The organism is Escherichia sp. E10V5 (genome assembly GCF_004212315.1).
GTDB lineage: Bacteria > Pseudomonadota > Gammaproteobacteria > Enterobacterales > Enterobacteriaceae > Escherichia.
The window spans coordinates 158532-183749 of sequence record NZ_RHJM01000002.1; the positions used below are offsets into that span (position 1 = coordinate 158532).

The window sequence follows — 25218 nt, forward strand, 5'->3', positions numbered from 1 at the left end:
CACTTATAAAGATGCCCGTATTTTATCACATGAACTTTTAATTCAGTTTATTTGAGCGCTTATTTAATTATGTCACCTTACGCGCTACCGCAAAAATGAAAAGATATTGCGAGAAGAAGGCATAAAGACAACGGTTAAGAGTGTTAAATTTGTTAATTCACATGGAATTTTAAGTTGCATTGATATGCTATAACTATAGTTTGCATGATAAATATAAAATTAATATATATTTATTCCATGAATACTAATATACTTATCAAACTATATAATTTCAATTTACTTAATTTTATGTTTCATTGACGTATGTACTGGATTATTAACGATAATATTGAGTTCTGGCCAGAGCACAGAAAATTAATTTCGGTACATGACGCCGAGCTTAACGCCGTTCTGACAACGCCAGCAAGCAGGTGCTTATCGCTGCTACTTGAAGCCTTTCCTGATGTGGTTGCACAACAGGATTTTTTCTCCAGAGTCTGGGAAGAAGAAGGCATGCGAGTACCGGTCAACACGTTATATCAAAATATATCGATTATCAGACGCGGGTTTCGCACGGTTGGTGAAACCAACCATTCGCTTATTGCAACCGTGCCGAGAAAAGGTTTTAAGCTCAGTAATGATATAAACATAGAAAACCATGTAATAATCCCTTCTGCAGATGCACAAAAGACCATATCTCCCCAATGCTTGAACGTTAAAGATGAGTTTAAAGAGACAAGTGCTCATCCAGATAATTATCTCAGAAATATAGTCAGGCTATCTAAAAATTATTTACCCATGCTAAGTGCATTTGCCGTAGGTTTGCTTACCGCATTTTTTCTCTGGCACAATAGTCAACCCAAATCATTCTTTAAAGATTACAAAACTGTTGCACAAATAAATGGTTGTCACTTCAATGTTACAGAAGATAGCATTGATGGGTTGAAAGATCTCGATAAATATAAGAACCGTATATTAGGATCTAGAATTGATTGTAAAAAATACCCCTGGCTATATTTCCCTCTCGATAAGTCATCTCCCGGATTGATTGTTATGGCATGCAAAAAGAACCATAGTAATAACACAGTTGCAGACTGTTTAACTCTATCGTATCGCGGAGTTAACCATGATTCGTTATAAAAAAACGCTGTTTATTATTTTATGCTTTCTCAGTGGGTTCATTTTTTTTATTGCCTATCATTATTCCAAAGAACAAATAGTATACAATGAGAAATGCACGGCCAATTGGATTATATTTAATGACCAAGGGAGGGCTAATCTCACTATTGACTTTATGTATAATAAAAATAAAAAGACAGGAACTGTTGCACTTAGCGGTACCTGGAAACAAAACACGAACACTTATAAATCATTTCGCCGAGATATTGAATATACGTGGATCGAAAATTATGACACTTTGCATCTTACCTCTACCAAAATAAATAAATTTGATATTATCGATCAAATTTCAGACGATAATCTTGCACAACTCCTGCCTGATTTTTATATATTTCCGGGAAAAATGATAAGCTATAATGTTCAAAAACAGAACAATCATGATTTTCTTTTAAGCATTGGCAATAGAGCAATTATGTATTGCGCAAGGTAACAAAACAACTTGATGATGCATCTGTAATTAAAAGTCCAAACAACAAATGTAACATTTCAGGCATTGGAATATAATCTTTATATATTCTTATATCCATCTTCATCCCTGACAGTTTATGCGGTAATCCCCTCCCCCATTCAAATTACATCCGTCATTAAAAAACCCTTCCGCACTCCACTATGACAATAATGGTGTAAAAATAAACGCTGGTTCGCACAGAGATATTTAATAGAGCACATAAACATAATAGTTGCTAATACATAAAATTACTCTTGCAATAATTCTTTCACACCAGATTGTAAGTCGACGCATAGCTATTCCTCACAGCCTATCATTTTATCTTAAATGAACAATCACATTAAATTAAGAAATGTGATAATCATAACTTTATCGATTATTTTCAATTGGTTATATACTTACATGATTAACAAATCATTAATTAAGAATATTTCAGATTACAATCACATCAAGCTAATATAAATTAACTTAAACAATCATGATGAATTTAGTAAAAAGAAATATTAAATGAAATATATGAATATCAGTTATATCTGTTACTCATGCAGGATGCCAAAAACCACAAACTTAATAGAGGTGAGCTAATGGATTTAGAAAATAAGTTCTCATATCATTTCCCTGATGGAATCATACTTACAGAAGATGGCATTCTTACAAAAGGGAATGAGGAATTTTACATCCCGCCGAAAGAACTCGGTGTATTATTTGTATTGCTTGAATCGGCGGGAAATGTTGTATCCAAAGATGCGATCATCGAATCTGTATGGAAAAATGTAATTGTAAGTGACGAATCCCTTACACGATGCATCTATTCATTAAGATGTATTTTTGAAAGAATTGGCTACAACCGTTGCATTGAAACCATATATAGAAAAGGTTATCGATTCAGTGGGCAAGTATTCAAGATAAAAGAAAATCAAGATAATGTTCCAGGCAGCACTATTGCTTTATTTCCATTTACAATATCTCACAGCAGTCAGGATCCATTAGCACTTAATCAGGAACTTGTACAACTAATCTCAAATAAAAAAACCGATGATCTATATATATATCCAATGGCTGCAACCCAGTATTGCATAGATAATAAATCTCAGACAGCCTTCCTGGCCAGGTTCAAACCCGATTATTTTGTCACAGGAAGAATCAGCAAATATGATGCTTCAAATAGTTTATATATTGAAGTAATCGATGCAAAAAGTTTTTATCTTATTGCCAGCACACATCTTGAGGCAGATGACATACAAAAAATCTCACACTTTATAATTAGTAACTTATATCTGGCAATGAAGAAAACTAAAGTAGAACCAGGTTTTATGTCCCGACACGTACCTTCTGATGAAAATATTTTATCAGCCGAAATGTCTGCCGGGAAAAATGAACTGAATGAATTCACGCCTGAAAGCATTGCCAATGCAATAACTATATTTGAAAGTGTTAAAAATAAAACTAATGCTCAGTCAATAACCAATGAATGCTACTGCCTGTTGGCTGAGTGTCATATGTCTATGGCACTTCATGGTCTATACGAACTTAAACATGCAACTCAAAAAGCATTGGCCTTTATAGATAAGGTATCTGATAAAAATATTTTCGATGGAAATATTTTAGGAATTATGGGACTGATAACCGGTCTTTCCGGACAAACGACTGCATCACGCATTTTTTTTGACCATGCACAGACACAAGTATTAGATGTAGCCTCCTTGTATTACTATAAGACACTGGTAAATATATATAATGAAAGAATTGAAGATGCTATCGCTTGTATAGACCAGTCACTGCTACTTGAACCAAAAAGACATAAAGCCGCTATAATAAAAAAATGCATTGATGTATATGTTTCTACAACACAGAATGAAAGAAAAGCGTTCTCTTATCACGGAACAGAGAAAGAATATCATTTAGTTATTATCAATAACATTCAAAAATTGAAGCAATTGACAAAAGTTAATAGCATTATTGATTTTAATGCTCAATATGAGGTCGCTTGATCTGCAATAAATATCATAAGCAGAATAGCGCTCTATATTTTGAGGTATACACTCTATTTTTATAGGGGATATTGGATTTATCAACGTCTGACGTGAACGTATCAACAATAACGGAAGAATTCGATGACTACGAAAAAAACTGAGAAAGAGAAAAAGTAAGAAACTGGAGCGGGCGAAGGGAATCGAACCCTCGTATAGAGCTTGGGAAGCTCTCGTTCTACCATTGAACTACGCCCGCTTCGAGATGCGTAAGGCATTATAAACCTTACGCTCTCCTAAGCAAGTGCCTTGCTACTGACTGCTGATTAATTCGCCATCAGCACTTTGGCTTGCTACCCTGTGGCGGCAAGTAGCGCAAAGGATCTATTGCCGTAGCACGGTAGCGAATCTGGAAATGTAGCCGCACGGATTCCGCATCAGTACTTCCCATAGTCGCTATCTTTTGCCCGGCTTTAACACTTTGCCCATTGTTCACCAGCATCGTGTCGTTATGGGCATAAGCAGTAATGTAATCTTCACTGTGTTTAATCATTATAAGATTACCGTAACCACGCAGCTGATTACCCACATATACCACTTTCCCGGCACCTGCAGCGTATATTGGCGTCCCGCGTGCCGCCGCAATATCAATCCCTTTATTGCCGCCATCTGCCATTGAGTAAGGCATAATAACCTTTCCGCTCGTTGGCCATAACCAGCAACGTTGCCCAACCGGCGGCCATGAAGATTTCGAAACGGCCGAAGACGGTGTCACTGACGCTGTTTTTGTCGTCGATTTGCCGGTGGATTTGCGCGTGCCGTTACTACTTTTTTTCGCCCCACCCAGTTTCAGCTTTTGGCCGATTTCTATGGTATAGGGGGGGGAGATGTCGTTGAGTCGGGCTAGCTCTTTTACGCTGGTTCCCGTGGTGCGTGAAATACGATAAAGCGTATCCCCCCGTTTCACGGTGTAAACGGAGCCGGAATACGTTCCTGTATCTGATGATTTGCTACCCGAGCAGCCAGCCAGAAGCAGCCCTACCGATAACAGCATCACGATACCCAGAGTTTTTTTATTCAGGCGTCCTGCGCTCAAAATCTTTCCTCGCTAAAAAACAAGACGCTATATCATAGCAGCCCCCCGTCAGATCCCCAATCCATTGCGTGGGAACGAGCATGTACGAATCAATAACTGTTAAAGAATCAATTAGCACCGTTGGCAAACATCGGAACCATCCTGATTGACCTCTAATACTCATTTATCACAATGATTTTTATCACGCTCATATTGATAAACTGCACTCACTTTCTTTGCTGATAAAAATGCATCATCCGTAGCGTTTTTTTAACGACATCACACTTCCCCTCTCCCCTCGTGTTTATAGTCGTTTCTGGCGTAATTCTTGCCTGCAAAGACTTAATCATTGCCATAAGAACCAAATGTTCAAATCAAGGGGATTTCTATGGAAGCGCGGGAAGCAACCGCTACAGGTGAATCATGCATGCGCGTCGATGCCATTGCGAAGGTCACCGGGCGGGCACGATATACTGACGATTATGTTATGGCGGGCATGTGTTACGCGAAATATGTACGTAGCCCAATTGCACATGGTTATGCGGTGAGCATTAACGATGAACAAGCCAGAAGTTTACCAGGCGTACTGGCCGTATTTACCTGGGAAGATGTTCCTGATATTTCCTTTGCCACGGCGGGCCATGCCTGGACTCTGGATGAGAATAAACGCGATACCGCCGATCGCGCCCTGTTAACACGCCACGTCCGCCATCATGGCGATGCGGTTGCTATTGTCGTTGCCCGTGATGAACTCACAGCGGAAAAAGCAGCGCAACTTGTTCACATCGAATGGCAAGAATTACCCGTCATTACCACGCCAGAAGCGGCACTGGCAGAAGACGCTGCGCCAATCCATAGCGGTGGCAATTTACTGAAACAAAGCACAATGTCGACAGGTAATGTCCAGCAAGCAATCGACGCTGCCGATTACCAGGTGCAGGGGCATTATCAGACGCCGGTCATTCAACATTGTCATATGGAAAGTGTGACCTCATTGGCGTGGATGGAAGACGATTCACGAATTACCATCGTTTCCAGCACCCAAATCCCGCACATTGTCCGCCGCGTTGTCGGTCAGGCGCTGGATATTCCCTGGTCGTGCGTGCGGGTTATCAAGCCCTTTGTCGGCGGTGGTTTTGGTAATAAACAAGATGTACTGGAAGAGCCGATGGCGGCATTTCTGACCAGTAAACTCGGCGGCATTCCGGTTAAAGTTTCCCTAAGCCGCGAAGAATGTTTTCTGGCGACCCGCACTCGCCACGCTTTTACCATTGACGGACAAATGGGCGTCAACCGCGATGGTACGCTAAAAGGCTATAGCCTGGATGTTCTGTCTAACACCGGCGCTTACGCTTCACACGGTCATTCCATCGCTTCTGCAGGCGGCAATAAAGTTGCTTATCTCTACCCGCGCTGTGCCTATTCTTATAGCTCAAAGACTTGCTATACCAATCTACCCTCAGCGGGTGCGATGCGTGGCTATGGCGCACCGCAGGTGGTTTTTGCTGTTGAATCTATGCTGGATGACGCTGCTGAAGCGCTGGGCATTGACCCGGTTGAAATTCGTTTACGCAATGCCGCCCGCGAAGGCGATACAAATCCACTCACAGGCAAACGCATATACAGTGCCGGATTGCCAGAGTGCCTGGAAAAAGGGCGGGAAATCTTTGAATGGGAAAAACGCCGTGCAGGGTGCCAGAACCAGCAAGGCAATTTACGCCGCGGCGTTGGCGTTGCCTGTTTTAGTTACACCTCGAATACCTGGCCTGTCGGTGTAGAAATCGCTGGCGCGCGCCTGTTGATGAATCAGGATGGAACCATCAACGTGCAGAGCGGCGCGACGGAAATCGGTCAGGGTGCCGACACGGTGTTCTCGCAAATGGTAGCTGAAACCGTGGGCGTTCCGGTCAGTGATGTACGCGTAATTTCGACGCAAGATACCGATATTACGCCATTCGATCCAGGCGCATTTGCCTCACGTCAGAGCTATGTTGCCGCACCTGCGCTGCGCAGTGCGGCACTGTTATTAAAAGAGAAAATCATCGCTCACGCCGCAGTAATGCTGCATCTGTCGGCGATGAATCTAACCCTGATAAAAGGCCATATCGTACTGGTTGAAAGACCGGAAGAGGCGTTACTGTCGTTAAAAGACCTGGCAATGGATGCGTTTTATCATCCTGAACGTGGCGGGCAACTTTCTGCCGAAAGCTCGATCAAAACCACCACGAACCCACCTGCGTTTGGCTGTACCTTTGTTGATCTGACAGTCGATATCGCGCTGTGTAAGGTCACCATCAACCGCATCCTCAACGTTCATGATTCGGGCCATATTCTTAATCCGCTGCTGGCTGAAGGTCAGGTACACGGCGGGATGGGGATGGGCATCGGCTGGGCGCTTTTTGAAGAGATGATCATCGACGCGAAAAGTGGCGTGGTGCGTAACCCAAATTTACTGGATTACAAAATGCCGACCATGCCGGATCTGCCACAACTGGAAAGTGCGTTTGTCGAAATTAATGAACCACAATCTGCATACGGACATAAGTCACTGGGTGAGCCGCCAATTATTCCTGTTGCCGCTGCAATTCGTAATGCGGTGAAGATGGCTACCGGTGTCGCAATCAATACGCTGCCGCTGACACCAAAACGGTTATATGAAGAGTTCCATCTGGCAGGATTGATTTGAGGATAACATCATGTTTGATTTTGCTTCTTACCATCGCGCAACGACCGTTGCCGATGCAACCAACCTGCTGGCTCAAAATCCGCAGGCCAAACTGCTCGCCGGTGGCACTGACGTACTGATTCAACTCCACCACCACAATGATCGCTATCGCCATATTGTTGATATCCACAATCTGGCGGAGCTTCGGGGTATTACGCTGTCGGAAGATGGTGCACTACGCATCGGCTCTGCGACGACCTTTACTCAGTTAATAGAAAATCAGTTAACGCAACATCATCTCCCGGCATTATGCGCTGCGGCTTCGTCTATTGCCGGCCCGCAAATCCGTAACGTCGCTACCTACGGCGGAAATATTTGCAACGGCGCCACCAGCGCAGATTCAGCAACACCAACACTGATTTATGATGCGAAGCTGGAAATTCATTCACCGCGAGGGGTCCGTTTCGTCTCGATTAATGGTTTTCATACCGGACCAGGTAAGGTTTCCCTTGAGCATGATGAAATTCTGGTCGCGTTTCATTTTCCTCCGCAGCCAAAAGAACACGCAGGTAGCGCACATTATAAATATGCCATGCGCGATGCGATGGATATTTCAACAATCGGGTGTGCCGCTCACTGTCGATTGAACAACGGCTACTTCAGCGAGTTGCGTCTGGCATTTGGTGTTGCCGCACCAACGCCGATTCGCTGCCAACATGCCGAACAGGCTGCACAAAATGCGCCATTAAACCAGCAAACACTGGAGGCCATCTGCGAATCTGTCCTACAGGATGTCGCACCGCGTTCTTCATGGCGAGCAAGTAAAGAGTTCCGTCTGCATCTCATTCAGACGATGACCAAAAAAGTGATTAGCGAAGCCGTCGCTGCGGCGGGGGGAAAATTGCAATGAATCACAGCGAAAGTATTACTATTGAATGCATCATTAACGATATGCCTTTTCAGCTTCACGCCGCGCCAGGTATGCCGCTTTCGGAACTGCTCCGCGAACAAGGGCTGCTTAGTGTCAAACAAGGATGCTGCGTTGGTGAATGCGGTGCCTGTACGGTGCTGGTTGACGGAACCGCGATAGACAGCTGCTTATACCTGGCCGCATGGGCTGAAGGAAAACAGATCCGCACGCTGGAAGGCGAAGCGAAAGGCGGCAAACTTTCTCATGTACAACAGGCTTATGCGAAATCTGGCGCTGTACAGTGTGGTTTTTGTACGCCGGGGCTGATTATGGCCACTACGGCAATGCTGGCAAAACCTCGAGAGAAACCGTTAACCATTACGGAAATTCGCCGTGGCTTGGCCGGGAATCTGTGTCGCTGTACCGGATATCAAATGATTGTGAATACTGTTCTGGACTGTGAAGAAACGAAGTAAAACGCAATCCGGCCTGAATTCAGGCCGGATTTTTTGATGACTATGCGCTTAACAATTCATATTTCTTAATTTTACGATAAAGCGTGGCGATGCCAATACCAAGCTCATCAGCGACTTGCTTCTTACTGTTATGCCGTGAGAGCGCTTCGCGAATCATCTGCTTTTCCATCTCCTCCAGCGCTGTGCCGCCAGCATCATCAAGAGCCAAATGTGCCTCGCTGGCTTCTGGCATCTCACTTTGCTCCGCCGTACCGTTATTAACCAGATTTGGTGGTAGTAGCGTACTGTCGATGACTTCGCCCGAAGGAACGACGTTGACCAGATACTCCATCAAATTACTTAACTCTCGCAGGTTTCCTGGCCAACGATGCTTACGCAGTAACTCAACAACATCGGGAGCAATACCCGGGTAAACCGATCCCAGACGACGGGTATGGAGATGTAAAAAGTAATGCACCAGCAGTTCAATATCTTCCTGACGCTCACGTAGCGGTGGCAGAGTGATAGGAATAACGTTAAGTCGGTAGAAAAGATCTTCGCGGAATTTACCTTCGGCTATGAACTGAGCCAGATTCTGGTTAGTTGCAGAAATGATGCGGATGTCGACCTGTATTGGGCTACTGGCGCCAATAGGCAGGATCTCACGCGCTTCAATCGCCCGCAGCAGTTTTGCCTGAAGCATTAAAGGCATATCGCCAATTTCATCAAGAAACAGCGTCCCCGTGTTTGCTGCCTGAATCAGCCCTGTTTTACCGTTGGCAGAAGCGCCAGTAAATGCGCCTTTAACATAACCAAACAGCTCACTCTCCAGAAGCTGTTCCGGAATCGCCGCGCAGTTGATAGCGATAAAGGGTTTGTTCCGTCGCCCACTCAACTTATGAATAGCACGGGCCACCACTTCTTTTCCGGTCCCGCTTTCACCAACAACCATGACGCTGGAGGGGCTAGGTGCGATGCGGCTAATCAGCCGTTTTAATTGCCGCATAACACGGCACTCGCCAACCAATTGTTCAATATGCGGTTCATCAGATGCATTTGCCACGGAAAAACTGGTATGAGATTGGTGAAACGCCATTAAAAATAGCTGTCGTCCCTGAATGTTATGCAACTGACCAATTATCAATTCACTTTTATCATCCCACGAGACAATATGTTGCATATGCCCATGAGTAAAATTACTCTCAAATGTTAATGGCCTGAAACGAATAAGTTTCCCAACCATATTATTTTGCACAACGCCAAGTGTTTTTAATGCAGTCTGATTAACGAACTGAACACGATTTTCCTCATCAATAACTAATACACCTTGATCCATATTATCGATCATGGTAGCAAATATTTTACTGATGTTATCTCCCGGCCCCTGATCTTCCAGGAGTTTCGAGACAAAAATAGTCGATATATGGCGAACGTAATCTGAAAATTCGCGTAAATTATCACTGATATGTTCTTGTTGCTCATGAGTAACAGCAATCAAACTTATCACTCCGACACAACGATCCTGCAGAATAACGGGCGTCCCCAGGAACGCCTTCTCACGACAACTCTCTTTACTGTCGCAGCCTTCACAAAGGGGATCGAAGCGAGAATGTGTCACGACCTTTTCGGTTTTCGTTTCGAGGACATAGCGGAGCAAGCGTGAGTTGCCACTCAACTGGCGACCAAGAAATTTCCCGTATGCGCCGGTTCCAGCGACGCGACACAAGTTTTCATCAACGATCTCAACCTCAAGCTGCAAAACGCTGGCTAGCATTCTGGCAAAACGCTGAATTGTTGGTTGAATTTGCATCAAAACTGACTGCGTATTAGCAAGCTCCATAGCTTTACCTTCCAGAATCACTTAAAAGTCGATCATTGAAGACGTTGATGGTTCACAGATCATAACGATATTAACTCAGGCAAAAATCGCTTTGCTAAAAACATAAGATTTTTATCACTTTCTAATGAAATTATGGAAGTGATATCACATTTCTATATCAATATGAGAATTACGGGAGTGAGTTTATCAAACTGACGAGCTTTCACCTGTCCCTTTATCTTATTTCTGATACTTAGCAGCAAATAAATAACTGCGTTAAAAAAGCCAAACGTTTCCGTATATTTTTAACTTCCGTAGTGTGGCGATAATTTGTGATCAATCCCACATATCCCCTGTCAGATTAGCGTTTCGTGACCGCGTAGATAATTCTGGCATGTTTATTGTTAGTCCCTGGTATAGCTGTGAAAACACCAATCACTTTGGCAAGTCACAGTGAAATAAACCACTTTGCCTGTCATTCCACTACCGGGACTTTATGATGAAAACTGTTAATGAGCTGATTAAGGATATCAATTCGCTGACCTCTCACCTGCACGAGAAAGATTTTTTGTTAACGTGGGAACAGACGCCAGATGAACTGAAACAAGTACTGGACGTTGCCGCAGCATTAAAAGCACTGCGTGCTGAAAACATCTCTACCAAAGTCTTTAATAGTGGATTAGGTATTTCCGTATTCCGCGACAACTCCACTCGTACCCGCTTCTCTTATGCTTCTGCGCTTAACCTGCTCGGCCTTGCACAGCAGGATCTTGATGAAGGTAAATCACAGATTGCGCACGGCGAAACTGTCCGTGAAACCGCTAATATGATCTCCTTCTGCGCTGACGCTATCGGTATTCGTGACGATATGTATCTGGGCGCGGGTAACGCCTATATGCGTGAAGTTGGCGCGGCACTCGACGATGGCTACAAGCAAGGCGTACTGCCGCAGCGCCCGGCTTTAGTTAACCTGCAATGCGATATTGACCATCCGACTCAATCAATGGCTGACCTGGCATGGTTACGTGAACACTTTGGTTCACTGGAAAACCTGAAAGGTAAAAAAATCGCCATGACCTGGGCCTACTCCCCAAGCTATGGCAAACCGCTGTCTGTACCACAAGGCATCATCGGTCTGATGACCCGCTTCGGTATGGATGTCACCCTTGCCCATCCAGAAGGTTATGACCTGATCCCGGATGTCGTTGAAGTCGCTAAAAACAATGCTAAAGCATCCGGCGGCAGCTTCCGTCAGGTAACAAGCATGGAAGAAGCATTCAAAGACGCTGACATCGTTTATCCGAAGTCCTGGGCACCTTACAAAGTGATGGAAGAGCGTACTGAACTGCTGCGCGCTAATGATCACGAAGGACTGAAAGCGCTGGAAAAACAGTGTCTGGCACAGAACGCACAGCACAAAGACTGGCATTGTACTGAAGAGATGATGGAGCTGACCCGTGATGGCGAAGCCCTGTATATGCACTGCCTGCCAGCCGATATCAGCGGCGTATCCTGCAAAGAAGGTGAAGTTACTGAAGGTGTATTCGAAAAATACCGTATCGCAACCTACAAAGAAGCCAGCTGGAAGCCATACATCATCGCAGCGATGATCCTGTCCCGTAAATATTCCAAACCAGGCGCACTGCTCGAACAACTGCTGAAAGAAGCACAAGAACGCGTGAAATAACCCCCTCGGGCCGATCGACAGGTCGGCTCTCTATTTTCAGAGGCCAAAAGGATAGGATATGTCCGTTTTCTCATTGAAGATTGATATCGCCGATAACAAATTTTTCAACGGCGAAACATCACCGCTCTTTTCGCAAAGCCAGGCAAAACTGGCGCGCCAGTTCCACCAGAAAATTGCTGGCTATCGCCCAACACCGCTTTGTGCGCTGGACGATCTCGCAAACCTTTTTGGTGTGAAGAAAATTCTCGTTAAGGACGAATCAAAACGATTCGGTCTGAACGCCTTCAAAATGCTCGGCGGTGCGTACGCCATCGCTCAATTATTGTGTGAAAAATATCATCTTGATATCGAAACGCTGTCATTCGAGCATCTGAAAAATGCCATCGGCGAAAAAATGATATTCGCTACAACGACCGACGGCAACCACGGGCGCGGTGTTGCCTGGGCAGCACAGCAACTCGGTCAGAACGCGGTAATTTACATGCCGAAAGGTTCCGCTCAAGAACGCGTTGACGCCATTCTGAACCTCGGAGCCGAGTGCATCGTCACTGATATGAACTATGACGATACCGTTCGCCTGACCATGCAACACGCGCAGCAACACGGCTGGGAAGTGGTGCAAGATACCGCCTGGGAAGGTTACACCAAAATTCCAACCTGGATCATGCAGGGCTACGCCACTCTGGCAGATGAAGCCGTCGAGCAAATGCGTGAAATGGGCGTAACACCAACTCACGTTCTGCTGCAAGCCGGTGTCGGCGCTATGGCCGGCGGCGTACTAGGTTATTTGGTGGATGTTTACACCCCGCAAAATCTGCACAGCATCATTGTTGAACCTGACAAAGCTGACTGTATTTATCGCTCCGGCGTCAAAGGTGACATCGTCAACGTTGGCGGCGATATGGCCACGATTATGGCGGGCCTGGCTTGCGGCGAACCTAACCCTCTGGGCTGGGAAATCTTACGTAACTGTGCCACCCAATTTATCTCCTGTCAGGACAGCGTTGCCGCATTAGGTATGCGTGTGCTGGGTAATCCGTACGGCAACGATCCACGCATCATTTCTGGTGAATCTGGCGCTGTCGGTTTGGGCGTTCTCGCGGCTGTTCATTATCACCCGCAACGTCAAAGCCTGATGGAAAAACTGGCTCTGAACAAAGATGCCGTCGTCCTGGTTATCAGCACCGAAGGCGACACCGACGTGAAGCACTACCGCGAAGTTGTCTGGGAAGGCAAACACTCTGTAGCACCTTAATCACCCTATTGGAACAACTCCCCGCCAAATGGGGAGTAAAAAATCTGGAGAAAAATAATGGCTAAGAATATTCCATTCAAACTGATTCTTGAAAAAGCAAAAGATTACCAGGCAGACATGACTCGCTTCCTGCGCGATATGGTTGCTATTCCCAGTGAAAGCTGCGACGAAAAACGTGTAGTACATCGTATTAAAGAAGAGATGGAAAAAGTCGGCTTCGATAAAGTTGAAATCGATCCAATGGGTAACGTTCTCGGCTATATCGGCCACGGTCCGCGTCTGGTTGCAATGGACGCTCATATCGACACCGTAGGCATTGGTAACATCAAAAACTGGGAATTCGACCCGTACGAAGGCATGGAAACCGACGAGCTGATCGGTGGCCGTGGTACTTCCGACCAGGAAGGCGGCATGGCATCAATGGTTTATGCCGGTAAGATCATTAAAGACCTCGGTCTGGAAGATGAATATACCCTGCTGGTCACCGGTACTGTGCAAGAAGAAGACTGCGACGGTCTGTGCTGGCAGTACATTATTGAACAATCCGGCATTCGCCCGGAATTTGTGGTCAGTACCGAACCAACCGACTGCCAGGTATATCGTGGTCAGCGCGGTCGTATGGAAATTCGCATTGATGTTCAGGGCGTTAGCTGCCATGGTTCAGCACCAGAACGCGGTGATAACGCCATTTTCAAAATGGGCCCGATTCTTGGCGAATTACAAGAACTGTCCCAACGTCTGGGCTATGACGAATTCCTCGGCAAAGGTACTCTGACTGTTTCCGAAATTTTCTTCACCTCACCAAGTCGTTGCGCAGTAGCAGACAGCTGTGCCGTTTCCATCGACCGTCGCCTGACCTGGGGCGAAACCTGGGAAGGCGCGCTGGATGAAATCCGCGCCCTGCCTGCGGTACAGAAAGCCAATGCTGTCGTTTCTATGTACAACTACGACCGTCCGTCCTGGACTGGCCTGGTTTACCCAACCGAATGCTACTTCCCGACCTGGAAAGTGGAAGAAGATCATTTCACCGTTAAAACGCTGGTGAATGCCTACGAAGGTCTGTTTGGCAAAGCACCGGTCGTTGATAAGTGGACGTTCTCAACTAACGGCGTATCCATTATGGGCCGTCACGGCATTCCGGTCATCGGCTTTGGACCGGGTAAAGAACCTGAAGCGCACGCGCCAAACGAAAAAACCTGGAAATCTCACCTGGTGACCTGTGCCGCTATGTACGCTGCAATCCCGTTAAGCTGGCTGGCAACAGAATAATTACTCTTCACCTATTTCCCTCCGGTTCGCCGGAGGGTTTTTTGGAGTTTGCTATGCGCGTATTGATCAAAAACGGCACTGTCGTTAACGCAGATGGACAAGCCAAACAGGACTTGCTGATTGAAAGCGGTATTGTCCGCCAGTTAGGCAAAGATATTTCGCCGCAACTCCCCTGTGAAGAAATTGATGCCACTGGCTGTTATGTTTTCCCTGGCGGCGTAGATGTCCATACACATTTCAATATTGATGTCGGCATCGCGCGCAGTTGTGATGATTTTTTTACCGGTACCCGCGCAGCCGCGTGTGGCGGTACAACAACCATTATTGATCATATGGGATTTGGCCCGAATGGCTGCCGATTACGCCATCAACTGGAAGTTTATCGTGGTTATGCCGCCCATAAAGCGGTCATCGACTACAGCTTTCACGGTGTTATCCAGCATATTAATCACGCCATACTCGACGAAATTCCGATGATGGTAGAAGAAGGGCTGAGCAGTTTTAAACTCTATTTAACCTATCAATACAAACTCAACGATGATGAAGTCCTACAGGCATTACGCCGCCTGCATGAATCCGGCGCGCTGACCACTGTACACCCAGAAAATGACGCCGCAATCGCCAGTAAGCGAGCTGAGTTTATCGCCGCTGGGTTAACCGCGCCGCGCTACCACGCCTTGAGCCGACCTCTGGAATGCGAAGCCGAAGCCATCGCCAGAATGATTAACCTGGCACAAATTGCCGGTAACGCCCCGCTCTATATCGTGCACTTGTCTAACGGCTTAGGTCTGGATTATCTGCGCCTTGCTCGCGCGAATCACCAGCCAGTCTGGGTTGAAACCTGCCCGCAATATCTCCTGCTGGACGAACGCAGTTACGATACAGAAGATGGCATGAAGTTCATTCTTAGCCCACCGCTGCGCAACGTTCGCGAGCAGGACAAGCTGTGGTGTGGCATCAGCGATGGTGCGATTGACGTGGTGGCGACCGATCACTGCACCTTCTCGATGGCCCAGCGCCAACAAATTTCTAAAGGCGATTTCAGCCGCTGCCCAAATGGCTTGCCCGGTGTGGAAAATCGCATGCAGTTGCTGTTCTCCAGTGGAGTAATGACGGGACGTATCACACCGGAGCGTTTTGTTGAATTAACCAGTGCGATGCCCGCAAGGCTGTTTGGCCTGTGGCCACAAAAAGGATTATTAGCACCCGGTTCCGATGGCGACGTGGTGATTATCGACCCACGCCAGAGCCAACAAATTCAGCATCGCCATCTCCACGACAACGCCGACTACTCTCCCTGGGAGGGCTTTACCTGTCAGGGCGCGATTGTCAGAACCTTATCCCGTGGTGAAACGATTTTCTGTGACGGCACCTTTACAGGCAAAGCCGGACGAGGACGTTTCCTGCGACGCAAACCGTTTGTCCCTCCCGTGCTCTAACCACTGCCAGGGATCTATACACAATCAAGAATGATGAGTGAGGAAAAATGAGTAAGAAAATTGTTCTCGCCCTCGGCGGGAATGCGCTGGGCGACGATCTGGCTGGACAAATGAAAGCGGTAAAAATTACGTCTCAGGCAATTGTTGATTTAATTGCCCAGGGACATGAAGTTATCGTCACTCATGGTAATGGACCACAGGTAGGCATGATTAACCAGGCATTCGAAGCCGCTGCAAAAACTGAAGCGCATTCACCGATGCTGCCAATGTCTGTCTGTGTTGCGTTGAGTCAGGGATATATTGGTTACGATCTGCAAAACGCCTTAAGAGAAGAACTGCTTTCTCGTGGCATTAATAAACCCGTTGCAACGCTGGTTACCCAGGTCGAAGTCGACGCTAACGATCCGGCCTTCCTCAACCCAACCAAACCGATCGGTTCGTTCTTTACCGAGCAGGAAGCAGAGCAACTGACAAAACAAGGCTATACCCTGAAAGAAGATGCGGGTCGCGGCTATCGTCGTGTCGTTGCTTCGCCTAAGCCGGTAGATATTGTTGAAAAAGAGACAGTTAAAGCGCTGGTAAATGCAGGACAGGTTGTGATCACCGTTGGCGGTGGCGGTATTCCTGTGATTCGAGAAGGTAACCATCTGCGCGGTGCCAGTGCGGTTATCGATAAAGACTGGGCCAGCGCCCGTTTAGCAGAAATGATCGATGCCGATATGCTGATCATTCTGACTGCTGTAGAAAAAGTGGCGATTAACTTCGGTAAAGAGAATGAGCAGTGGCTCGATCGCCTGTCATTGGCCGATGCAGAACGCTTTATCGAAGAAGGGCATTTTGCAAAAGGTTCTATGCTGCCGAAAGTGGAAGCCGCCGCATCATTTGCCCGCTCTCGCGCAGGTCGCGAAGCACTGATTACCGTGTTGAGCAAAGCGAAAGAAGGGATTGAAGGAAAAACCGGAACGGTGATTTCTCAGTAATTTATTGGCCGGGTGGAGATGCCATTCGGCCAAAGATTGTTAACAAAGTGCGCGTTATTGATGCCGGATGCGGCGTGAACGCCTTACCCACTCTACAAAACATCTAATATTCAATTGGTTGCAAAGCATTTGTAGGCCTGATAAGCACAGCACATCAGGCAATTTGGCGTTTGTCATCAGTCTCAGGCCGGGTGGGTAATACCATCCGGCCATTTGCATTTAAGCCACTTCCAGTACTTCTTTCGTCGCTTTAACGCCCTGATGCATCAACATCATTAACGCCTCAAGTACGCCACCACCAATCGCTCGGGCTTTGTCAGAAACGCTGGTGAAATCAGCCGTTTCACCACGAGGATCGATATCACCGATTTTAAAGCCACCGACCACCGCCAGCCCGTCATTAAGTAAACCACGCACCATTCCCGTCAGTGGCGCTTTTATTTCATGCTCGCCAATCCAGGCAATAACATCGCCCTCTTGTACCAGATCGCCTAACTTCACGTTGGACCGCATGATACCTGCCGCCGGAGCGCGAATAACTCGCCGGGTGGTATGCCCCATAATATTACCGGGAACGCCAGTGTTCTCCTGTGCGCAACCAGAGTAAATAACCTGTCCCAACCAATGCCCACGATTTGTTTCAATCACCGCATGACAATCTTTACCTGCGGTAAAGCCCGGCCCAAGCGCGATCGTCACTGGAGCCATGTCTGCACGCGTACCCAAATTCTGTTTCGCCAGAATAGCATCCACCACACAAAGTGGTTTCAGCTCATCAAGCAGTAAACAGTCGGGGTCAACTATCACGGGAATAAACCCACGCTCAGTCAGTTTCATCGCCTCTACAGCGCTGGTTGCCAGTCGGGCGGTGACGCCTTCAACCGTCATTTCGTCATCGAACACGGCCTGGGCAAACGCCACGGTACAACGAATCACCGTCGGTTTTTCCACTTCCAGCATGATCACTTTAAAACCAGCATGATACAGACGTAGCGCCACACCACTGGCGATATCCCCCGCACCGCGAATCACCACCAGCTGGTGTCCGGAAGGATGAGAAGGTTTCATCATCAGCCCACCCGGCGCGTTATTTTTCACCTGTAATATTTCTGCCAGAACGCTGATAGCGATCTCCTGCGGCGTTTCCGCACCTATGTTGTAGCCCACCGGTGCGTGCAAACGGGCAATATGTTCTTCAGCCACGCCTTTCTCACGCAATTGACGCAGGAAAAGCTGAACCTTGCGGCGACTTGCCAGCAACCCCAACCATGCAATGGGTTGTTCAATGAGTTTATCGAGGGCTTCACGATCCTGATTATTCGTGGCAATCAGGACAAAATTATCAGGGCGAATATCCAGTGCTTCCACTGCCGCGCCAAACGACTCAGCATGAACAAGCGCAGTTGATGGCGGGAAAAGTTCAGGATTCAGGCTTTCGCGATAAATATCGGCAACAGCAATATCAAACCCCAGCAGTGCTGCGCTTTGGGCTATCGCCCGGTTAACATGCCCCGCGCCGATCAACACCAGCCGGGGTCGCATACCATGTACGCTGATAAACACTGACATTGCGCCTCCGCAATCTGAGCCGACGGCATCCGTGCCGTTACGCGCCATGCGCCCATGGAATAATCGCGGCTTACGTTCCTGCAATGCCTGAAGCGACTCTTCAATCACCTTTCGCTCAACCATTCCCCCGCCAATTGTACCGACGATAGAACCATCGGCGCGCACTAACATTTGTGCAGAATGGCGGGGAGTAGAGCCTCGGCTATCTACAATTTGCGCTATTGCAAAAGGACAATTTTGCTCTTCGAGTTTTGCAGCCTCTGTGAAAATATTCATACCAACCTCAATCGATATCCATTCAGTAACCCGGAAGGCCCGGGCCGCTAATTCACAAATCTGCGCGCGATTGCAGGATGTTCTTGTATATCGCCCAGCCAGATTGCCTCTACGTCATGTTGTTGCAGCGGCTGAAGTAGCTCGCTTTGCGCAATCGCATTCTCACATTGAGAAAAACGGTTAATGAACCAGATTCGTCGACAGCCTTGTGGTACGTTTTTAAACGCGCCCTGAGGGTGACGAACCAGCGCAACGAGATCGCTCAGTTGCAAGGTTGCATCAGGTGTTAACCCGGTAATATCAGCAAACTGCGACCAGCGATGGACATTTTCCGTGCCAACTTGCGCGCCCAAAATATGCCCTCCCATCACAGCAATCACACAGCAACTGCTTTTGGGTATGCAAGGTTCGTGCTCATCAGGCGCTTTTAACGGCATTCCACGCGAGCCATCTGCCTCAATGAGAATTACGTCACACTCTGGTCGTTGCACCAGTGCATCAATCGCTTCTGGTGTAAATCCCTGCGCTTTTCCCTGGTTCGCTTTCCAGCGGTGAAAACAAAATGAAATGGGGAATTTGAGAGACGAGTGAGGAAGCATTGCGGGATCACGACAGAAAACCACGGGCCAGTGAGAATCTGGCATAAACATATGTGTGGTCGTAGTAATTAACACACGCCTGCCTATGGACTGAAATAACTGCGCCAGCCAAAAAAGCAGACTGGTTTTCCCCCCAGCGCCAACAACAGAAATCACAGTGGGGTGTTTCTGCGCGCCTAAATCAATGAATAACGCCGATGGGTCAATTATACTTTTCACGAGTCTTCATGGACCTCTCTGAGGTAAATACGCATTAATCAGGGAGTAACACATTTTCAGGCGTTATTAGCCCATATAATAATGGAACCACTATGTCAGCCATCGACTGTATAATTACCGCGGCCGGATTATCATCAAGAATGGGGCAATGGAAAATGATGTTACCCTGGCAACAGGGAACAATTCTTGACGCGAGTATCAAAAATGCGTTGCAGTTTTGTAGCCGAATTATTTTGGTCACTGGTTATCGCGGCAATGAACTGCATAATCGCTACGCTAGCCATAGCAACATTACTATTATCTACAATCCAGATTATGCGCAGGGGTTACTGACTTCGGTAAAAGCCGCAGCGCCAGCGGTACAAACAGAACATTGTTTTCTCACTCATGGTGATATGCCAACCATCAACAGAGATATCTTTCTAAAAATCTGGAAGTTACGAAACAACGGAGCCATACTCCCGCTCCATAATGGTACGCCTGGCCATCCGATTTTAGTGTCAAAATCCTGCCTGATGCAGGCGGTCAAACAACCTAATGTTACCCATATGCGCCAGGCATTACTCATGGGCGAACATTATTTCGTCGAAATGGAAAATGAAGAAATAATTTTAGATATTGATACTCCAAATGACTTTATTAATGCGCAAAAAAAGTATACTAAAATTTAGAAAAGCCAGTTAAACGATTGCGTTCAAATAATAAATCCACTCAGTACATCTTTATCATAATGATACAGAATCACTGATTTTGAGAAATGAGAAAAAGTGATAAAACGTCTGACAACAATAATACCCAGGAGTGATTTTAATTCTCATTTAATACCTGTGAGATCATTCACAAAAGCCCCTTAAGTTTCGAGGCACTTCACATTTTTTTATATTTCCTGGCGAACATGGCAAGAGTGGTGTGATTGTTGCTCTATCCCCCTAAACCACCGGATTTCTCAATACCGGTCACTCAATGATATCTGTGTAAGCTAAGGAGAGGGTTATGGGGGATATTATGCGTCCCATTCCGTTTGAGGAACTTTTGACGCGCATATTTGATGAATACCAACAACAACGCTCAATCTTTGGTATTCCCGAGCAACAGTTTTACTCACCCGCAAAAGGTAAATCTGTCGGTGTTTTCGGTGAAACCTGTGCGACACCAGTCGGCCCCGCCGCAGGTCCGCACACGCAACTCGCACAAAACATCGTCACTTCCTGGCTGACTGGCGGACGCTTCATCGAACTTAAAACAGTACAAATCCTCGATCGTCTGGAGCTGGAAAAGCCCTGTATCGACGCCGAAGACGAGTGTTTTAACACCGAATGGTCCACCGAATTTACCCTGCTTAAAGCGTGGGATGAATACCTCAAAGCCTGGTTCGCCCTGCATCTTCTCGAAGCTATGTTCCAGCCGTCCGAGTCCGGTAAATCATTCATCTTTAATATGAGCGTCGGTTACAACCTCGAAGGCATTAAACAACCACCCATGCAGCAGTTCATCGATAATATGATGGACGCGTCTGCACATCCGAAGTTTGCACAATACCGCGATACGCTTCATAAACTACTCCAGAATGACGCATTTTTAGCCCGCCACGGTTTGCAGGAAAAACGTGAAAGTTTGCAGGCCTTATCGGCACGTATCCCCACCAGCATGGTACAAGGCGTTACCCTCTCCACGATGCACGGCTGCCCTCCACATGAAATCGAAGCCATTTGCCGTTACATGCTGGAAGAAAAAGAGCTCAATACCTTCGTGAAACTCAACCCGACTTTATTGGGTTACGCGCGAGTACGCGAGATTCTCGATAGCTGTGGTTTCGATTACATTGGCTTAAAAGAAGAGTCATTTGATCACGATCTCAAGCTAACCCAGGCGCTGGAAATGCTGGAACGCCTGATGGCGCTGGCGAAAGAAAAATCGCTCGGCTTTGGCGTCAAACTGACTAACACCCTCGGCACCATCAACAATAAAGGCGCACTGCCTGGCGAAGAGATGTATATGTCCGGGCGTGCGCTGTTCCCGCTCTCCATCAATGTCGCTGCAGTTCTTTCCCGCGCCTTTGACGGCAAACTGCCTATCTCTTATTCCGGTGGCGCCAGCCAGTTAACTATCCGCGATATTTTCGATACCGGTATTCGCCCGATAACCATGGCAACTGACCTGCTGAAACCTGGTGGCTATCTGCGCTTAAGCGCTTGCATGCGCGAACTGGAAGGGTCAGACGCCTGGGAGCTTAACCGTGTTGACGTCGAACGGCTAAACAGGCTGGCAGCAGATGCGCTAACTATGGAATACACCCAGAAACACTGGAAGCCAGAAGAGCGTATTGAAGTGGCAGAAGACCTGCCACTGACCGACTGCTACGTTGCCCCCTGTGTTACTGCTTGTGCCATCAAACAGGATATTCCGGAATATATTCGCCTGCTGGGCGAACATCGCTATGCCGACGCGCTGGAACTTATCTACCAACGCAACGCCCTGCCCGCGATTACCGCCCATATTTGCGATCACCAGTGCCAGTACAACTGTACTCGTCTGGATTACGACAGTGCGTTGAATATCCGCGAACTGAAAAAAGTCGCCCTGGAAAAAGGCTGGGATGAATATAAGCAACGCTGGCACAAACCAGCCGGTTCTGGTTCTCGTCATCCGGTTGCTGTAATTGGCGCCGGTCCGGCGGGCCTGGCTGCAGGTTACTTCCTTGCCAGAGCAGGTCATCCGGTCACGCTGTTTGAACGCGAAGCTAACGCGGGCGGCGTGGTGAAAAATATCATTCCTCAGTTCCGTATCCCGGCTGAGTTAATTCAGCACGATATCGATTTTGTTGCCGATCACGGCGTGAAATTTGAGTACGGTTGCTCGCCGGACCTGACCGTCGAACAGTTAAAAAATCAGGGCTTCCACTACGTTCTGATTGCCACAGGTACTGATAAAAATAGCGGTGTGAAACTGGCGGGCGACAACCAGAATGTCTGGAAATCTCTCCCCTTCCTGCGCGAGTACAACAAGGGTACTGCGCTCAAGCTGGGTAAACATGTGGTGGTTGTCGGGGCGGGTAACACCGCAATGGACTGCGCCCGTGCGGCATTACGCGTGCCTGGCGTTGAAAAAGCAACCGTCGTTTACCGTCGTTCACTGCAAGAGATGCCAGCATGGCGCGAAGAGTATGAAGAAGCACTGCACGATGGCGTGGAGTTCCGTTTCCTGAACAATCCTGAACGCTTCGATGCTGATGGCACCTTAACGTTGCGCGTCATGTCACTTGGCGAACCTGATGAGAAAGGTCGTCGCCGCCCGGTAGAAACCAACGAAACGGTAACACTGCACGTAGACAGTTTGATTACCGCCATTGGCGAACAACAGGATACTGAAGCCCTGAATACGATGGGCGTGCCGCTGGACAACAACGGCTGGCCAGACGTCGACCATAACGGTGAAACCCGCCTGACTAATGTCTTTATGATCGGTGACGTACAGCGCGGACCGTCCTCCATTGTCGCGGCTGTCGGCACAGCTCGTCGGGCATCGGATGCCATTCTTAGCCGGGAAAATATCCGTTCACACCAAAGCGATAAATACTGGAACAACGTCAACCCGACGGAAATCTACCAACGCAAAGGCGATATCTCTGTCACCCTGGTGAACAGCGATGATCGTGACGCGTTTGTCGCTCAGGAAGCCGCACGTTGCCTTGAATGTAACTACGTTTGCAGCAAGTGTGTGGATGTCTGCCCGAACCGCGCCAACGTGTCAATTGCGGTCCCTGGATTCCAGAACCGTTTCCAGACACTGCACCTGGACGCCTACTGCAACGAATGCGGCAACTGCGCCCAGTTCTGCCCGTGGAACGGTAAACCGTACAAAGACAAAATCACCGTCTTTAGCCTGTCGCAAGATTTTGATAACAGCAGCAACCCAGGCTTCCTGGTGGAAGATTGCCGAGTACGCGTGCGTCTGAATAACCAAAGCTGGGTGTTAAACATCGACAGCGAAGGCCAGTTCAACAACGTACCGCCAGAGCTGAACGATATGTGCCGCATCATTAGCCATGTCCACCAGCATCATCATTATCTGCTGGGCCGCGTGGAGGTGTAATCATGTTGATTCTGAAGAATGTCACCGCAGTACAGCTACACCCGGCGAAAGTGCAGGAAGGCGTCGATATCGCCATCGAAAATGATGTGATTATCGCTATCGGCAACGCCCTGACACACCGCTACCCTGAAGCCAACTACAAAGAGATGCATGGTCGGATTGTAATGCCGGGGATTGTCTGCTCGCACAACCATTTTTACTCGGGGCTTTCCCGCGGAATTATGGCAAACATCGCCCCCTGCCCGGACTTCATCTCGACGCTGAAAAACCTGTGGTGGCGGCTCGATCGCGCCCTTGATGAAGAATCTCTCTACTACAGCGGACTGATTTGTTCACTGGAAGCAATCAAGAGCGGATGTACATCGGTTATCGATCACCATGCTTCTCCGGCGTATATCGGCGGGTCGCTCTCAACGCTGCGCAACGCATTTTTAAAAGTTGGCCTGCGCGCGATGACCTGTTTTGAAACCACTGACCGTAACAACGGCATTAAAGAGTTACAGGAAGGGGTAGAAGAAAATATCCGCTTCGCCCGTCAGATTGATGATGCGAAGAAAGCGGCAACCGAGCCGTATCTGGTAGAAGCACATATCGGCGCTCACGCTCCGTTTACCGTGCCGGATGCTGGGCTGGAAATGCTGCGCGAAGCAGTGAAAGCTACCGGGCGTGGTTTACACATTCACGCCGCTGAAGACCTTTACGACGTGTCTCACAGTCACCACTGGTACGGCAAAGACCTGCTGGTACGGCTGGCAGAATACGATCTCATCGACAGCAAAACGCTGGTTGCTCACGGTCTGTATTTGTCAAAAGAAGATATTGCTCTGCTCAATCAGCGCGATGCGTTCCTGGTGCATAACGCTCGTTCCAACATGAACAACCACGTCGGCTACAACCACCACCTTAGCGATATTCGCAATCTGGCGTTGGGAACCGACGGCATTGGTTCAGACATGTTTGAAGAGATGAAATTCGCCTTCTTTAAACATCGCGATGCGGGTGGTCCGCTATGGCCAGACAGTTTTGCCAAAGCCCTGACTAACGGCAACGAACTGATAAGCCGCAACTTTGGCGCGAAATTTGGCCTCCTGGAAGCCGGTTATAAAGCAGATTTAACCATTTGCGATTACAACTCGCCGACGCCGCTGCTGGCAGACAATATCGCTGGACATATCGCCTTTGGTATGGGGTCAGGCAGCGTTCACAGCGTGATGGTCAACGGCGTGATGGTCTATGAAGATCGTCAGTTTAACTTCGATTGCGATTCCATTTATGCGCAAGCCAGAAAAGCCGCTGCCAGTATGTGGCGTCGTATGGATGCATTGGCATAAAT

Annotated in this window: 18 protein-coding genes and 1 tRNA gene; 14 read left to right on the top strand and 5 right to left on the bottom strand. The window is 47.6% G+C overall.

The genetic code is table 11. The features are described 5' to 3' along the window. Positions 1 to 303 precede the first annotated feature (303 nt). The 3 genes from D9738_RS01155 (at position 304) to D9738_RS01165 (ending at position 3597) form a co-directional block, all read left to right on the top strand. Positions 304 to 1119 carry a transcriptional regulator gene (locus D9738_RS01155; protein WP_130259381.1) on the top strand — a complete coding sequence of 272 codons (816 nt, stop codon included), beginning with the start codon at positions 304 to 306 and terminating at the stop codon, positions 1117 to 1119. Continuing rightward, a complete protein-coding gene (locus tag D9738_RS01160; protein ID WP_130217902.1) occupies positions 1106 to 1588 on the top strand; it encodes a hypothetical protein in 483 nt (160 codons plus the stop codon). Before D9738_RS01155 ends, D9738_RS01160 begins: the two co-directional genes overlap by 14 nt. Positions 1589 to 2190: 602 nt before the next feature. Then, entirely contained in the window at positions 2191 to 3597 is a 1407-nt protein-coding gene (locus D9738_RS01165) for a winged helix-turn-helix domain-containing protein (RefSeq protein WP_130259382.1), read from the top strand. 164 nt (positions 3598 to 3761) lie between these two features. On the opposite strand, the gene D9738_RS01170 is transcribed toward D9738_RS01165, so the two are convergent. Both D9738_RS01170 and actS read right to left on the bottom strand, forming a co-directional pair. Next, positions 3762 to 3835 (bottom strand) — tRNA-Gly (locus D9738_RS01170). A gap of 78 nt (positions 3836 to 3913) precedes the next feature. Further along, positions 3914 to 4672 (bottom strand): amidase activator ActS, encoded by a 759-nt coding sequence (gene actS, locus D9738_RS01175; protein ID WP_130217906.1) that lies wholly within the window; start codon positions 4670 to 4672, stop codon positions 3914 to 3916. A gap of 367 nt (positions 4673 to 5039) precedes the next feature. On the opposite strand from actS, the gene xdhA reads away from it, so the two are divergent. The 3 genes from xdhA to xdhC are packed head-to-tail and all read left to right on the top strand — an operon-like array spanning position 5040 to position 8702. Then, a complete protein-coding gene (xdhA, locus tag D9738_RS01180) occupies positions 5040 to 7337 on the top strand; it encodes a xanthine dehydrogenase molybdenum-binding subunit XdhA (protein ID WP_130259383.1) in 2298 nt (765 codons plus the stop codon). 10 nt (positions 7338 to 7347) lie between these two features. Next, on the top strand, positions 7348 to 8226 hold the full coding sequence (gene xdhB, locus D9738_RS01185) for a xanthine dehydrogenase FAD-binding subunit XdhB (protein ID WP_130259384.1): 879 nt from the start codon (positions 7348 to 7350) through the stop codon (positions 8224 to 8226). Next, complete coding sequence (gene xdhC / locus D9738_RS01190; RefSeq protein WP_130207784.1) at positions 8223 to 8702, top strand: xanthine dehydrogenase iron sulfur-binding subunit XdhC; 480 nt, start codon at positions 8223 to 8225, stop codon at positions 8700 to 8702. Before xdhB ends, xdhC begins: the two co-directional genes overlap by 4 nt. Before the next feature lie 40 nt (positions 8703 to 8742). On the opposite strand, the gene D9738_RS01195 is transcribed toward xdhC, so the two are convergent. After that, the gene (locus D9738_RS01195) at positions 8743 to 10521 is read right to left on the bottom strand and encodes a sigma-54-dependent Fis family transcriptional regulator (protein WP_130258073.1); all 1779 of its coding nucleotides are present in this window, start codon (positions 10519 to 10521) and stop codon (positions 8743 to 8745) included. A gap of 478 nt (positions 10522 to 10999) precedes the next feature. Here D9738_RS01195 and ygeW point away from each other — a divergent pair, with 478 nt between their 5' ends. The 5 genes from ygeW to arcC are packed head-to-tail and all read left to right on the top strand — an operon-like array spanning position 11000 to position 17130. Beyond that, complete coding sequence (gene ygeW, locus D9738_RS01200) at positions 11000 to 12187, top strand: knotted carbamoyltransferase YgeW (RefSeq protein WP_001360948.1); 1188 nt, start codon at positions 11000 to 11002, stop codon at positions 12185 to 12187. A gap of 58 nt (positions 12188 to 12245) precedes the next feature. Then, positions 12246 to 13442 carry a diaminopropionate ammonia-lyase gene (dpaL, locus tag D9738_RS01205; protein WP_130259385.1) on the top strand — a complete coding sequence of 399 codons (1197 nt, stop codon included), beginning with the start codon at positions 12246 to 12248 and terminating at the stop codon, positions 13440 to 13442. Positions 13443 to 13499: 57 nt separating this feature from the next. Next, the gene (locus D9738_RS01210; protein WP_064529812.1) at positions 13500 to 14711 is read left to right on the top strand and encodes a YgeY family selenium metabolism-linked hydrolase; all 1212 of its coding nucleotides are present in this window, start codon (positions 13500 to 13502) and stop codon (positions 14709 to 14711) included. 53 nt (positions 14712 to 14764) lie between these two features. Further along, the gene (gene hyuA, locus D9738_RS01215; RefSeq protein WP_130258070.1) at positions 14765 to 16150 is read left to right on the top strand and encodes a D-phenylhydantoinase; all 1386 of its coding nucleotides are present in this window, start codon (positions 14765 to 14767) and stop codon (positions 16148 to 16150) included. A gap of 47 nt (positions 16151 to 16197) precedes the next feature. Next, on the top strand, positions 16198 to 17130 hold the full coding sequence (gene arcC / locus D9738_RS01220) for a carbamate kinase (RefSeq protein WP_130259386.1): 933 nt from the start codon (positions 16198 to 16200) through the stop codon (positions 17128 to 17130). A gap of 219 nt (positions 17131 to 17349) precedes the next feature. Here the strand turns inward: arcC and yqeB are convergent, their stop codons facing one another. Together yqeB and yqeC are read right to left on the bottom strand one after the other, a co-directional pair. Continuing rightward, positions 17350 to 18975, bottom strand: a complete 1626-nt coding sequence (yqeB, locus tag D9738_RS01225) for a selenium-dependent molybdenum cofactor biosynthesis protein YqeB (RefSeq protein WP_130207794.1) — start codon at positions 18973 to 18975, stop codon at positions 17350 to 17352. A 47-nt stretch (positions 18976 to 19022) separates the two neighbouring features. Continuing rightward, positions 19023 to 19793, bottom strand: a complete 771-nt coding sequence (yqeC, locus tag D9738_RS01230; protein WP_130259387.1) for a selenium cofactor biosynthesis protein YqeC — start codon at positions 19791 to 19793, stop codon at positions 19023 to 19025. A 92-nt stretch (positions 19794 to 19885) separates the two neighbouring features. Here yqeC and mocA point away from each other — a divergent pair, with 92 nt between their 5' ends. From mocA to ssnA, 3 genes are all read left to right on the top strand, one after another. Further along, the gene (mocA, locus tag D9738_RS01235) at positions 19886 to 20464 is read left to right on the top strand and encodes a molybdenum cofactor cytidylyltransferase (protein ID WP_130259388.1); all 579 of its coding nucleotides are present in this window, start codon (positions 19886 to 19888) and stop codon (positions 20462 to 20464) included. A gap of 322 nt (positions 20465 to 20786) precedes the next feature. Next, positions 20787 to 23885 (top strand): putative selenate reductase subunit YgfK, encoded by a 3099-nt coding sequence (gene ygfK, locus D9738_RS01240; protein WP_130259389.1) that lies wholly within the window; start codon positions 20787 to 20789, stop codon positions 23883 to 23885. Between the two features lie 2 nt (positions 23886 to 23887). Further along, a complete protein-coding gene (gene ssnA / locus D9738_RS01245; protein ID WP_130207802.1) occupies positions 23888 to 25216 on the top strand; it encodes a putative aminohydrolase SsnA in 1329 nt (442 codons plus the stop codon). The last annotated feature ends 2 nt before the right edge of the window (positions 25217 to 25218 follow it).